The sequence below is a fragment of the Arthrobacter sp. TJ-254 genome (assembly GCF_058269175.1).
Genome location: NZ_JBZCNF010000003.1, coordinates 324,080 through 337,545 on the forward strand (window position 1 = coordinate 324,080; position 13,466 = coordinate 337,545).

Here is a 13,466-nt window from a genome sequence, read left to right on the forward strand (position 1 = left end):
TCGCCCATGTTGATTCAGCGCTCGACAATATTGAACGGATGCTCACGCACCTCCAATCGGCTGGATCCAGCCTAGATTTCTTCGAGGCCTTGGAGAGATACGCATACGCCTGCTTCGCACTTCCTGTACCCGCGCGCGGTGACAAGAGATCCTTCGCTGCACTTGAATCGGCTGCAGGCTCGTTGACGGGTGCACTCCTGGAGTCGTGGGCTGACGAGGATACATTCAGGATGAGTGCCCGCCAACTCGCTTCCCGACCGGAGGTTGAGTCTCATGGCGACCACCCCGTCCAATCATTCGCCGTGGAGGGGCTTGATGAAGCCGTCGCTCGCGAAGGTGACCCTTGGCTAGGCCTGGCTGGGGTTGTTGGGGCGACCCCGCAGAATATCGAGCGTTACGCCCAGCTCACTGAAGCACAATTTCGGAGTCCGGCCCGGGATGACGGAAGTCGTTCGACCCTCGATGTACGTCTTCGGAATGGAGGTTCGCTCGCCCTTGATCCGTCCCTTCCTGAGAGTCCATTCCTGATCCCGATGTCCTCCGACGGCACCGCTGGGGGTCGCCAACTTCAGTCCGAGCTACTCGAGATTAGAATTCCGACCCTACGGCCCATCGAGCCGCAAGACGCAGGGGCTTCCCACTTGTCTGTCCGGGTTATGCCCGCGACCGCTGGCAGTTGGTCCGGTCACATTGAAATCGCGGACGACGGGGGCCTAGTTGCGGTTGGACGGTTTACGAAGCCACGGGGAACGGGCCGTAGTTCCGCTCCTTTCCGGCTAGTTTCGTTGACTGTCTCCTTCGCAGCTGGAGACGTACTCGCACCGTCAATTCGTCCAAATATAACGACGCGCGCGCACTTGTTTCCATCCATGCATACCTTTTTGGCGGCGGCTCCCTTCAGGAAGTCGGGGGCCCTTGGAAAGGTCAAGTACTTGGGGGCCGAGGACTGGGCTGCGGCCCTTACCGACTCCGACCGCGAACATGATTTCGCAGAAGAATTGGCGCATGTTCCCAGTGGTTACCAGATAATGCTCTGGCACCCAGACGGAGAGGGTGAACCCCTTCTGGACGGTGTCGTGATGAAGTCCCATCCGGTCCTTACGGAACTTTTCCCTCTGCGATTCGCCCCAAGCGGGAACAACGAGTTCGTGGCCGACCATTACACCTTTCGGTTGCGACCGACTGCGGCAGGCGGGGGCTATCACTCTGCCCTCCTTGCCGCCGCAGTGAAGCAACAGGTGACGCCGGACAGGCCTAAGCCTCACACGGAATCTTCAATAAGGGGTCAGGCAGAAGCGTTCTACAGCAATTGGCTGGTTGCAGACAGCGAATCCATCTTTGATGCCCTCGGCCACGTCATGATGCCGAGCAATCAATCCGTGCGGATTGCGGAGTCCGTTCCCCAAGACGGAGGCGCCGTCTTGATGCCTGCCAGATCACGAAGTGCCCTGCGCTCGGTCAGCTACTTCGATGCCGACACAGGCTTCATCTGGGGTCCTGAAGCGGAACGGTTCAGGACCGCTCTTCGGGGGCTGAACCTGGGTACGCTCCTTGCCCGGCAGGACCCGAATGCTGAAGAGGCGAGTTTTGAATGGCCGTCCCGGACGTCCTGGCGTTCACTCTGGGACGCCTCATCTCTAACGGAATACTTGGAGGCGTACGAAGCCCTCGTGGTTGCGGCCCGCGCAACCGGACGCGATGAGAACATTTTCTGGGCGGCCTACCCTATGTCGGTCAGTGTCTGGGACGTTGAAGGAGATGATGGATGCCAGGCCGTGCTACTGAGCCCGCTCCATCCATTGCGGCTCGCATGGCTCGCTGGTGCCGAGCATGTCCTGTACTCGGCCGAAGATTCGGTCCAGCTGGCGGGTTCGATCGAAGGCTGGAACCTCCCGCTTGTTGGGCCGGGAGAGTCAAACTCCGGTGGAATGCTCGCCGTGCCGGCAGACTCCGGCGAGGGGCAAATTTTCTTGGGATGGTCGATGTTGCTTCGGCCTGGAACTGATAGGCCAAAACGTCTCGCCCCGCCTGACAGCATTGGAAACGCACTGGCTCCGGGCGCCGCTGTAAGTGGGCTCAACGCAACAGCCGTGGACGCGGCGCTCCGTTCGTTCCGGAAGATGCATCCGCACATTACAACCCTCACTGTTGATCTGCACGCTCAGGACCGTCAGATCCGGCTTAGTGAGATCGATGATTCCGTCCTTGCCGTTGCAGAGGAATGGGGAGAGTCCAAGACTGGTCGGCTAATGGGTGGCGTGAGGGTCCTCGACTCAGTCAAGCGGGATGGTCCTGCTCCACGCGACGCTGTCACGCGCCTCGTTCGCGACAATCACGACATGCTCCTGACGTGGTCGCGCTACTCTCCGGCCGACAACGCCAGGATCGGGTGCAATATCCGTTTCCTTCAGGACTCGGGTTCGACGATCCGCGTTGGCCGCGGAGGCCAATCGAATGGCGTGCTGGGTTACGTGCCCCTTCGACGTTTTGAGAGTGGCGCGAACAAGCTGAATGCCAGACGCCTCAGCATGAGCCAACCTGCCGTTCCCAGGGACATGGGCTGGGCCCCCTTCACCGGCGCCCTCGAAGCTCTCGAATCGGACGGATCGGCCCCCACGGTGGAAGCTGGCATGATGCGTCGAGACCTCGCCGACGTGACGGCCGATTGGACTGTGCTCGGAGAATCGTTCCTCAGCCCGGCGATCATGTCGGAACTGATGGACGAGCATGGGGACGGGGGTCGCATGTTGTGGGAGTGGCGCCCACCGGTATTCGAACGATCCCTTGATGTTCCCTTCATGGAGCGGCGTCCCTTCGTCGCAATCGCCAAGGTTCCCGATAGTTTCGGTCACCAGCTGGAGGCACTCCTGACCAAGGCTCGAAGGGGCGAACAAGCGCCGGCCACACTCAAGAGGTCGGTAATGTCGAGCCTCGGAAGCCGTGGGGTGGGACTGTCATCTCTGCTGTCTATGGGCGGCACACACGTTGCCGGTGCCCTCGGGTTCTTCCTAACCTTCGCCCTGTTCGATAAGGCGGTCTCGGGGACGACGAACCGGTTCGTCGTCCCGATAGACGCCGCAGATTACTTCCTTCGCACGTTATCGAAGCAGGCAGACCACGGCCAGCACCAGCGACGCGCGGACCTCCTGTTCATCGAGCTGGACGATGAGCAGGTGCTTCTGTCACCTGTGGAGATCAAGTGCTATGGGCTTCAGGGTGATACAAACGGGTCGAACCTACCCGCTCCCGGCTCCTCTGCGCTGAGGGAACCCCTTGAGCAGCTCGGAGCAAGTTACGAGTTGCTGAAGCGGATTGAGGCGCGGGCGGGCAATATCCAGGATGCTGACCGTGTGCTCTGGATGAACAGCCTAGCCACCCTGGTCGAGACTGCCGCACGCTTGAGCCCGCGCTCGGGACCAGACGGCCCGGATGTGGTTGCTGGACGCCTGTCGGCTCTGGCGGAGGGGCGCATGAAGGTTCGCGTAGGGAAGCCACTTCTCACATACCTGCAACACGGTGCGCGCACTAACGATGGTGAAGGCTTCTACTCCGGGGAGGTTGAGGCTGACGGATTCACAGCCAAAGCCCTCATCTCCGATACCGCGCTCGTGTTCGACGCTATCGAAAGTGACGAAAACACTGATCTCGTGGCGGGCTGGTGCGCGTTGGTCGATGCAGTTGGCAAGGAAATGAATGAACCATTTTCCCCCGAGCCCGAGCCTGCCCCTGTGCCCGAGCCTGCCCCTGTGCCCGAGCCTGACCCTGCACCCACGCCTGACCCTGCACCCGAGCCTGACCCTGCACCCGAGCCCGAGCCGGCACCCGAGCCCGGTATTGCAGGGGAAGGTGTCCGCCTAAGGGTAGGCAGCTTGCTCGGTAGCATCGGACGCTCGACCGTAGACTTCTGGCCGAGCAACACGAAACTCAACCAAATGAACGTCGGCATCGTCGGTGATCTAGGCACGGGCAAGACCGAGCTCGTCAAGGCCCTCATCGCGCAGATACGGAGCCAGGCTGTGGAAAAGCAGCCGAGCGAATCGACTTCGATGCTGATCTTTGATTACAAGGGTGACTTCCAGAGGGACGAATTCTTGCAGCGTGCGGGAGGGGTCGTGCTCCGCCCCCACGAGATTCCTGTCAACGTCTTCATGCCGGTCACCTCAGACCACTCAAGGCTTCCCTACCAACAAGCGGCAGCATTCGTCGACGTCCTCAAAAAGATCTACAGGGGCGTCGGCCCAGTGCAGGCAAGCCTCCTGAACGAGTCGATCCGAGAACTCTACGAGCAAAACGACAACCGTCCGCCCACTTTGGCGGAGGTGCGCATCAAATACATGGAAAAGTCGGCAAACCCTGACTCTGTTTCTTCCATCTTGGATAGCTTCGTGCTGAGCCACATCTTCAGTGATGACCGGACTGTCTTGAAACCCTTCGGTGAGTTGCTTGACGGCAACGTGCTCGTTGTCGCGCTTGATCACCTCGGTCAGGACCAAAGCGCCAAGAATGCCCTCGTCGCTTTGTTCCTGAACCTTTACTACGACAACATGCTTCGTTCGGGCAAGCCTCCCTTCCAAGGGACGGATCCGCAACTGCGCTATCTGAAATCGTTCCTCTTGGTGGATGAGGCCGTCAACATCATGCGGTATGACTTCCCAGTCCTTATGGACCTGATGCTCCAGGGGCGACAGTTTGGATATGGAGTAATGCTGGCGTCCCAGTACCTCTCGCACTTCAGGGAAGGAAGGGAGAACTACGGGCAGCCGCTACGCACATGGTTCATCCATAAGGTGCCTTCGGTGACGGGTAGGGAGCTGGCGAACCTCGGGCTGCCGGACCTTTCCCACGATGTGCCGCGGCGTATCACCGAACTACGCCAGCATGAAGTTTTCTTCAAGTCCCTTGGATTCGATGAAGGCCGGTTTGTTCGGGTCGTGCCGTACTACGAACTCTATGGGAACTAGGTCTGAGGGGACGACGGAGTGCGTCGCCTGGAAATGGTCGGCTGCCCCTGGCAGAATGTGTTGGTGATGAAGTTCGTTGACCTGTTTGCAGGTTGTGGTGGCCTATCGCTGGGCATGGAGCGAGCCGGCGGAACCCTAGTGGCAGCGGTGGAGAAGTCCGACATGGCTGCCCGCACTTTCTACCACAACTACGTGGGCGAGGCTGCAGATTCGCGGGTGTGGCACGAGTACCTCCAGCAAAGCCGCCGTCGCCAGTACGAGGGGAAGGTCCTAGTCAGCGAGCTCGCGGATGTGCTTTCTGATCAGAGTCTCATGGCGAAGATCAGGCAGGAAGAAATTGACGCAGTAGTCGGCGGTCCGCCATGTCAGGGCTTCTCCCTTGCAGGGCGACGCAGGAAGGACGACCTGCGCAACCGACTAGCCTGGGAATACCTCTCATTCGTGGAGGAGACCAGTCCCAAGGCCGTAGTAATCGAAAACGTCGTCGGGATGAGCCAGAGTTTCGTGAAGGGCGAGGAATCCTCGTTCGCTCAATTGCGGACTGCTCTTTCCACGATCGGCTCTGGCTACGTTGTACAGGCCGTCCAAGTAAACGCCGTACACTACGGCGCGCCGCAATTTCGCCCTCGACTGATGTTAATCGCGTTGAGGCAGGAGATAGCCGCAAAGCTGGGTGTCGAAGCAACCCCTGGAATCTGGAAATCGAACTTCGAGGATTTGGTGGGTGATGTGCCACCGCTGGCTCCCGTCCCAACGACACGCTCGACCGAATTCTTCAGCATTAGGGACGCGATATCGGATCTGGCGGGTTGGGACGGACTGCACCGGGGAAGAAACCGAGACTATCTCGCGCGGCTGACAGAAGCGGAAGAGGCCGTACGGCCGAAACCGGGTCGTTCCGGTCGCGAACTGCCGAATCAGACACCACGGGTTCACAGTGACGCCGTCGTCACTCGATTCTCGTTGTACACCTTGATGTCCCGCAACGGGGTGGATCAACGGCTTCTCAGCCGAATGAGCGCTTTGGACCTCGAGGGCCAAAAAGCCCTGGCGAAGCGCAGCCTCGCAGGTATCGACCTTCCGGTAGACCTTGTCTCTTCTGCCCGCCCCCCGGCCACGAGGACCATTCGGTCCCTTGACGAACTGGTCGAGCTCGCAGTCGAGCTGGTTACCAAGAAACATAGCCAGAAGGTTCTAGACGCGGACCAACCCACTCGAACGGTGGTCACTCTGCCGGATGACTACGTCCACCCAACCGAGCCGCGCATCTTCACAGTAAGGGAGCTTGCACGCTTTCAGGGATTCCCTGACTCCTTCGAGTTTCTTGGTAAGGAAACCACCGGGTCGCACCGCCGCCGGGTTGAGGTGCCACAATATACGCAAGTCGGAAACGCGGTTTCGCCGTGGCAGTCGTATGCTGTGGGCAAGCTTTTGGTGCAACTAATTGACACTCACCGGTCCTCGGCCTGATTTTCCTCGGCGCTTGCAGCCGTGGAGTGAACCGCTCCTCCGTGTGCGAGACGCGCGTCGATCTGGAATCGGCCCGGAGATCGCCAGGAGGCAATGGTTGCCCCGCACTCCTTCAAAGGGGTTCCTGTGTTTGACGGACGTACGATGGGGCAATGGCGGACTTCATGACACCTGAGCAGCGCAGCGCTCACATGTCAAAGATTCGTTCGAAGGACACGAAGCCAGAGATTTGGCTTCGCCGCAAGCTCCACGGCGCCGGATATAGATACCGGCTTCATGACCGGAGACTTCCTGGGCGTCCGGATCTCGTATTTCCCGGGAGGCGAAAGGTCATTTTCGTTAACGGGTGTTTTTGGCATGGCCACAGCTGTCCGGTAGGAGCGCGGCTGCCCAAGTCGAACCGTGATTTTTGGTTGAGTAAGCGGGAGCGGAATCAGGAGAGAGATGCGTCCCAGAGGGCAGCGCTCTCCTCTCTAGGTTGGAGCTACTTGGATGTGTGGGAGTGCGAAATAACCGCCGATGAAAACTTAGTTGGTCGAGTGGAGCGCTACCTACAGGACACGGATTAGTGGGATGCGCGCCCTCTTCTCTCCCAAGGCTCTCCTGACTGGATAGGGAAGCGGCGCTGCTGATCGGGCGCTTGTGCTGAAGCGCTGCCAACGAGACCCATGCAATATCTAGGAGTCGAGAGGACAGAGGCGCGCATGGCCGGAGTAGCTGTCGTCATCCGCCTCGTTGGGAGCAGGTATCGCACGAGCGGCAGAACCCGATGGCACACCTGCATTCGAGACCATACCGCCCCCCGTCAGTGCGAACACGGAACTACCGACCGGCGGTGCCTTGGACCGCCGCGTCGTCTTCATCTGGAACGTTATTGAGGCAGGATCAGGACATGGATTCTGATGCTCTGCCGTCCTCAATGATTGCGCGGCTCCTCGAGGAGATCTCGTGGGAAAAGGCGGTGAAGTACCGCATGGGCGGACGCGGGATGGAGAACGTCCTCACCGCGGAAGTACTCGGCGGTCTTGACCTTCTGCCTCGGGATCACTTCTTCGGTGAGGTGATTCGGGCGAGCAGTGGCGCTGCAGGCGCACGCTCCCGTCTCGCCCTGCAGGCAGAGTCAGCTGAGATGTCCCTGCTATCCGGCGATCTGCAGATAAACCCCGGACAAGCAGTCCCAACGCGCTTCGTGGTGCAACCCGATGCGCTCATCACCACGCCGGATGTTTTCGCGCTCGTTGAAGCAAAGAGAATCCGATCCAGCGCCTTCCAGCAGGAGCAATTGGCCCGCGAATTTCTTGCGGTAGTCACGAACTCTAAGGGGCGCACACCGTTGCTGTTCCTCTTCGGGGTCGAGCCCCCGGTGAGGGTGAAGGGTCTGGGGCGTCTCACCGTAACTGACGCTATAGAGCGTCACTTGCCGGCGGTGCTCGAGCGTGCGGGTGATGTTGGACTCACGGTCGCCGACCTCCTGTCCCGCGTCGACGACGTCGTCTGCTGGATCTCCTGGGAGTGCATCGAGTCCACCGTCCGATCACAGCTCGAACAATTCACGGCAGCTGATTCCAGCGTCGACGCAAGCATCCGGCGTACGGGTACTCAGGTCCTGACTGCGATCGATTGGCACTCATAGCCATACGGCGTTCAAAAAGAAGGCGCGGCTTCGTCATTGCACCAACCTCAGCGGCCGTACACCAACCCGTACCTCACCAGCATGCCGTTCGGCGGTGCATCCGGCGTCGGCAGCACGTTCGTCGTCGCCAGGAGGCCGTTACCGTCGACCTCGATGTCGGCCGGCAGCACGGCCTGGGTGAACAGTACCGCCTCGGTCGTTCCGGCCGGTACCACCGAGATGCGGTTGGCCATCAGCTCGGCGATGAAGAGGTTGTCCTTGTCATCGAACGCCAGGCCGGTCGGCGTGTGGAGGCCAACGATCACGGACGCCCCGGTACCGGTCATCGGGTCGATCTTGAGGACCGACCCTGCCATCTCGCCCTCGGGTACGCCCGGAAGCGGCGAGACGTACAGGTAGCCGTCCTTCCCGATCTCGATGTCCGTCGGCACCGTCTCGGAGTGGTAGGTCTTTCCGATGGTGCAGGCCGGCAACCCGAACTTGGCGGCATCCGCTGCCGAGAGAACCGTCGGAACGGGCCCGATGAGCGACACGAACCGAACCGCCCCCGTCGCCATGTCGACGATGAAGATCGCGTTGGCACCGGCGTCCGCCACGTACAGTGGGTGGCCGGTGGGATCCAGTGCCGTCGCGTACGGATGCGGACACACCTCACCGCCGTGTGGTCCCGCACAAGGGGCGATCGGCGTCGTTAGCGGAGAGGATGGCCGGCGCAATGGTGGAGCTATCCGGACGTTGTAGTTAGATTCCCGCGCAGCAGACTCACGCCCGAGTGGGTGGGGTCGCCGTCGAGTGGCTCGTCCGAGATATCGACGATTGGAAACCCCGACAGATCCACACTGTCCGGGATGGTTAGGGATCCTTCTCCCTCGCGAAGGACTCCAAGGCTGTACATCTGGCTGAGGTCGGGAGCGATCAGCCATACCTCCTGATAGCCGTTTGCCCCTTCCGCGGTCAGGGTCACCTGCAGGGTACGGGCACCGTCGGCTGCTGAGACGACGGTGGCACTTCCCTCGCCCGAATAGTTCTCGAGGGGCTCCAGCTCGGCCCGCGCAATAGTCTCCTGCGACGTCGGCGGCAGAATGGATTGAACCGCCCACACGACTCCTCCACCTACCAAAACGCCGGCGACGGCAGCTGCCACCAGATATCTGGTGGGGAATGTCTTCGGTTTCGCGCGGTGGGTATCGATAGCTGTAACAGTGGCCGGTAATTCTGCCGATGCGCGGGGCCGTTCGATAGTTGCGTGCGTTCCGGCAGTCAGGGGATCTGCGCGCAAGGACGGTTTCAGGTCAAGTTCGCTGTGAATTGCTGCCCATACCTCTGGGCCTGGAGATTCGAGCACGTCGTTCGTGGTTCCTCCCCGTGCCGCGTCGACAACGCTCCTGAGGTCGCGAAGCTCCGCGGCGCACACCTCGCACCCGACGAGGTGCTCCGTCGACGCGGCGTCGAGCGGCTCGTTGAGGGCAGCCAAGCTGATGGATTCTGGATCAAGGTGCTGCATCCGAGGCCTCCAATCGGCTGCGTAGATGGGTGAGGCTCCGGCGGATGTGGCTCTTGACGGTCCCCAGGGGTAGCTCCAGTTTCGAGGAAATCTGTTGGTGGGTGAGGTCCTCGTAGAACGCCAGTTTCAGGATTGAGCGTTGCGGTTCGCCCAACAGGTCCAGCTCCGAGTCGAGGACGATCCGATTCGCCATACTATCGACATAATCCCCGCCATGCTCAGACGGATCACGGGCCTCAACAGCGTGAGCCATCTCGTCAATCCGGTGCAGTCGGTGCCGTGCCGCCTGCGCGTCGGAGATCACGTTCCGGCAGATCCCGAGCAACCAAGCTGGCAGGCTACCGGCGTCGGGATCGTAGCTCACCCGAAAGCGCCAGGCCCGAATGAAGACCTCTTGGGTGGCGTCGGAAGCAGCATGTCGGTCACCAAGCGAGCGAAGCGACACACTGAAGATAAGCGGCGCAAACTGCTTGTACGCCTGGGCTAGTGCCTCTTCGCCACCGGCCGAGAACTCGGCCCACAAGGACCTGGCTTCGTCGGGGTCTCGAGAGGACACATTGCGCTCCTTTGGGAAAGGGCGCTGAACCACTGCCCCCGGAATGACCCTTGGTCCGCCGTCCACGCGATAGCTCCGCAGATAGTTCAGAGCAGGGACGCCGTCAGCACAACATTATCCTCATAATCCGCCTCTTCTGCGAGCCATTCGCCGCCACATGTGACGACGACCAATTGATGTGCGCCGTCACGGCGGAAGATCTCGTCGGTGTTGAGCGACGCCTTTGGCTCATTGTCGACGTTAGTGACCCGGTACCGGACGGGCTCGGCATTTTCACGCCCGACGGTGATAAGTGTTCCGAGCGGTACGTCTTTCAGTTGGGCGAACGGCATCTGCTCGGTGCCGATATCGATGTGCGCCGCCAGGACGGCGTTGCCCTCCGCAGCTCCGGGGGCGGGACCGAATCGATACCATCCGGCCTCATAGAAGCTCTCCGGGATCTCCATTTCATCGTCGTCGGCGATTCCCACCTCGATGACGGCGACATTGATATAAGTGCCCTCGATGTCCAGGGAAACCGGTCGCGGTGCTGTCTGTTCCTGGGCAGCGGTGGCTGGCCGAATAGGCACCGCGGCCGCGGCTCCGGCCACAGCGGCGTCCTTGGCTCCGGCCTGGGCCTTGACTTTAGCGTCGGGCGGGTCGGCGGTCGCCGTGCTTGGGCCCGCATCAGAGGTCCGGTCGGGCTGCGGGTCGGCATACTTCTCCACAGTCGCGGGAGTGGTTGCCGGCACCGGGGTTGCTGTCTGCTCCGCGCATCCTGTGCTGAGCAGGCCAAATGACGTAGCTAGAAGCAGGGCGGTGAAGCGTGGCGGGATGCGGTTCAAGGTCTTTCGCCTTCGTTGGAGGGTGAACAGCAAGGCGGGGCGGGAAGATGGAGGGGCTTCCCGCCCCGCCCGCTGCGGTCAGTTGCCGGTGCGGGTGCGCATCCGTGCAGCCACGGCGGCACCTGAAAGGAGAACCAGTCCGGCTGCTCCGGCACCGAGGAGCATGCCGTTGTTTCCCTGTGAAGCGGGGCCGGCCTGCGCGCCCGGGACGGCAGCAGGATCGGAGTGATGTCCTTCGATCACCTGGGTGGCGAGGGCGAGGTTGCCGTCCTCGAGGCTGCCCCAGGCGTAGACGATCGTCGTCGCGCCTTCGCCAAGGGTCAGGTCAGCCGGGCCGATGACGGGATCGGTGGTACCTGTGGCGGCAACCACTGCCGAAATGGTCCCGGCGTCAGTGGTGAGTGTCGCCTCGGCAGGGTTGCTCAGGTTTTCGACAACGGGAGTGCCACCAGCCAGCACGTCGACCGCGGGTGCGGCCGCCGTGTGTCGGACGGTGAGCCGCGACTTGCCTGCCTCGACCGCCGAAACATCATTGGTGTAGAAGTTGGCGGTTGGAGCGCCCTCGGCGTCGAGGTTCGCGGTGGCCGTGTAGTTACCGCCGGCCCCCAGAGTGACAGGAACGGGTCCGATCACCGGCTCGCTCGCGTCGGCCGCATCGGCTGCGGTCACTGCCAGCTCATAATCACCGGCGGGAAGTTGGAGGGGACCTGCAAGCGTCCCGGGAGTGAAATCGTCGAGTGTCAGTTCGCCGTTGACGTACACGTCGACCGTGAGGTCGGGAACAGCGTGCAGCACGGACAACTGCGCGGTGTCCGCCGTTTCGGTCGCGGCTGCCGGTCCGGCTACAGTGCCGGCGCCCAGTGCCGCAAGCGCACCTACTGCGTAAAAGCTCTTTCGCATGGTCTCTCCTTATTCGAGCTCCCGAAGGAGCTTCACTAATCCTTACAACCGGTACTACCGACCCAGGTGCCCGCTTGGATGCACATTGCAGGAAAAGATTTGAAAATGAAGGCCCGACGGCGTCGGAGTCCTGCTTGATCGTGCCGGTGGAAACCCCGCTTCGCGCTCGTAACCAAAACCACATGAAAGAAGCCACACCTCCGCTGTTGGGCGGAAGGTGCGGCTTCTTTCCTTCAATCAGTGATTGTGTTCGTACTCGAGTTCGATCTCCACGAGCAGGCCGTTCGGGGGAGCGTCGGGTGCGGGAAGGGCGTTCGTCGTCGCGTACAGGGTCTTCCTATCCACCTCAACATCGGCCGGCAGCGCCGTCTCCAAGAACAGCACGGCTTCGTCTGAGCCAGCGGCGGCCACGGAGATCCGGTTGGCGAAAAGTTCGGCGATGAAGATGTTTCCGCGCCGGTCGAGTGCCAGGCCGGTCGGGGTCTGCAGCCCACTGACCACAACCTCGGTGTCGCCCGACCACGGGTCAACCCGCTGGACCGATCCCGCCGTCACGCCTTCGGGGACGCCCGGCAGCGAGGTCACGTACAGATACCCGTCGTGGCCGAGTTCGATGTCCGTGGGTACGGGCTCGGAGTAGAAAGTTTCCCCGACCGTGCAGTCCGGCAGGCCGTACTCCTTTGCCTTCTCGGCGGTGACCTCCGTCGGGACCGGTGCGAGGACAGCGACGGTGCTGACCTCCCCGTTCCAGGTGTTCACGGCGAGGATCGCGTTGGCGCCGGCGTCGGCGACGTAAATCGTGTGGCCGGACCAGTCCGGTGCCGTCGCGAACGGATGTGAATACACTTCGCCGCCATGCGGGCCCGCCAACGGCGCGAGATCCTCGGGAAGCTGGTCCAAGCACTCCTGCGGGGTGTCGCGGAGCCCGTATTCGGCGTCGGCGTCGGGGTTGTTCTCCGTCTCGTAAGCGGCCAGATCGGCAAGGACCTCCGTCTCGCCGTCCCGCAGAACGCTGACGTTGGCAACCAGCGGCCGGGTCTCGCCCGGGCCGCCAACACTCTCCGTGAAGTAGATGGTCCGGCCCCGCGTTGAGACACCGCCTATTTCGATGCCGGGGCGGTCGACAAGCGTGGTGGTGGTTCCGTCCTCGTCCACCTGTGTGAGCTGCCCGGCGAAGTTCTGTGTGACATAGGTGGTGTCGCCCCGCCCTGCGGCGACGCGCAGCGGGCTCACCAGGCCGTTCGCGAGCTCGGTCTGCTCTCCCGGTGTAACTGTCCACCCGTCATGGTGGTGGTGCGGCCCTGCGTTTCCGGCAACGGCGCCGGTTCCGGTGAGGGCCGCGGTTAGAAGTGTCGTTGTGAAAAGTCGCGCGGTGTTAGCCTTCATGTGCTTTTCCTCAGCTGCGTATGACGGCGAGACACGGTGAAGCGGTCCCAGCAACCGAACAGTGGTACCCACTGGCGCACGGCGGCCCGTCGAGCATCCGGAAGGGCGGCACCGGTTCATGCTACGACCGGGCCGATGCAGTGTCCACGATGTGACTACCCGAATTTCGGTTCGTGAGCGGCCGAATCTGGGGGCCCATTGCCAGTTACAAAAAGTTTCAGCAGAAAGAACG

At 61.6% G+C, this 13,466-nt stretch carries 10 protein-coding genes; 4 read left to right on the forward strand and 6 right to left on the reverse strand.

All coding sequences use genetic code 11. The features are described from left to right. Positions 1–869: 869 nt before the first annotated feature. The 4 genes from AC4D14_RS10130 to AC4D14_RS10145 all read left to right on the forward strand — a co-directional run bounded on the left by AC4D14_RS10130 (position 870) and on the right by AC4D14_RS10145 (position 8,064). Positions 870–4,961, forward strand: a complete 4,092-nt coding sequence (locus AC4D14_RS10130) for an ATP-binding protein (RefSeq protein WP_490901949.1) — start codon at positions 870–872, stop codon at positions 4,959–4,961. A gap of 66 nt (positions 4,962–5,027) precedes the next feature. Further along, entirely contained in the window at positions 5,028–6,431 is a 1,404-nt protein-coding gene (locus tag AC4D14_RS10135) for a DNA cytosine methyltransferase (RefSeq protein ID WP_490902385.1), read from the forward strand. 164 nt (positions 6,432–6,595) lie between these two features. Continuing rightward, on the forward strand, positions 6,596–7,000 hold the full coding sequence (locus AC4D14_RS10140) for a very short patch repair endonuclease (RefSeq protein WP_490902387.1): 405 nt from the start codon (positions 6,596–6,598) through the stop codon (positions 6,998–7,000). 323 nt (positions 7,001–7,323) lie between these two features. Then, positions 7,324–8,064: a hypothetical protein gene (locus tag AC4D14_RS10145; RefSeq protein WP_490901951.1), complete on the forward strand. Its 741-nt coding sequence runs from the start codon at positions 7,324–7,326 to the stop codon at positions 8,062–8,064. Positions 8,065–8,111: 47 nt separating this feature from the next. On the opposite strand, the gene AC4D14_RS10150 is transcribed toward AC4D14_RS10145, so the two are convergent. The 6 genes from AC4D14_RS10150 to AC4D14_RS10175 all read right to left on the reverse strand — a co-directional run bounded on the left by AC4D14_RS10150 (position 8,112) and on the right by AC4D14_RS10175 (position 13,234). Further along, a complete protein-coding gene (locus AC4D14_RS10150; RefSeq protein ID WP_490901953.1) occupies positions 8,112–8,780 on the reverse strand; it encodes a ScyD/ScyE family protein in 669 nt (222 codons plus the stop codon). Positions 8,781–8,788: 8 nt separating this feature from the next. Continuing rightward, a complete protein-coding gene (locus AC4D14_RS10155) occupies positions 8,789–9,538 on the reverse strand; it encodes an anti-sigma factor domain-containing protein (protein ID WP_490901954.1) in 750 nt (249 codons plus the stop codon). A 16-nt stretch (positions 9,539–9,554) separates the two neighbouring features. Further along, positions 9,555–10,124 carry an RNA polymerase sigma factor gene (locus AC4D14_RS10160; protein ID WP_490901955.1) on the reverse strand — a complete coding sequence of 190 codons (570 nt, stop codon included), beginning with the start codon at positions 10,122–10,124 and terminating at the stop codon, positions 9,555–9,557. A gap of 86 nt (positions 10,125–10,210) precedes the next feature. After that, the gene (locus AC4D14_RS10165) at positions 10,211–10,948 is read right to left on the reverse strand and encodes a class F sortase (RefSeq protein ID WP_490901956.1); all 738 of its coding nucleotides are present in this window, start codon (positions 10,946–10,948) and stop codon (positions 10,211–10,213) included. A gap of 78 nt (positions 10,949–11,026) precedes the next feature. Then, on the reverse strand, positions 11,027–11,848 hold the full coding sequence (locus AC4D14_RS10170) for a DUF4397 domain-containing protein (RefSeq protein ID WP_490901958.1): 822 nt from the start codon (positions 11,846–11,848) through the stop codon (positions 11,027–11,029). A 237-nt stretch (positions 11,849–12,085) separates the two neighbouring features. After that, positions 12,086–13,234 carry a ScyD/ScyE family protein gene (locus tag AC4D14_RS10175; protein ID WP_490901959.1) on the reverse strand — a complete coding sequence of 383 codons (1,149 nt, stop codon included), beginning with the start codon at positions 13,232–13,234 and terminating at the stop codon, positions 12,086–12,088. Between the last annotated feature and the right edge of the window lie 232 nt (positions 13,235–13,466).

Excerpts from the sequence above, each read along its gene's own strand:
- AC4D14_RS10130 (WP_490901949.1), top strand. The coding sequence starts at position 870 with ATGCATACCTTTTTGGCGGCGGCTCCCTTCAGGAAGTCGGGGGCCCTT.
- AC4D14_RS10135 (WP_490902385.1), top strand. The coding sequence starts at position 5,028 with ATGAAGTTCGTTGACCTGTTTGCAGGTTGTGGTGGCCTATCGCTGGGC.
- AC4D14_RS10140 (WP_490902387.1), top strand. The coding sequence starts at position 6,596 with ATGACACCTGAGCAGCGCAGCGCTCACATGTCAAAGATTCGTTCGAAG.
- AC4D14_RS10145 (WP_490901951.1), top strand. The coding sequence starts at position 7,324 with ATGGATTCTGATGCTCTGCCGTCCTCAATGATTGCGCGGCTCCTCGAG.
- AC4D14_RS10170 (WP_490901958.1), bottom strand. The coding sequence starts at position 11,848 with ATGCGAAAGAGCTTTTACGCAGTAGGTGCGCTTGCGGCACTGGGCGCC.
- AC4D14_RS10175 (WP_490901959.1), bottom strand. The coding sequence starts at position 13,234 with ATGAAGGCTAACACCGCGCGACTTTTCACAACGACACTTCTAACCGCG.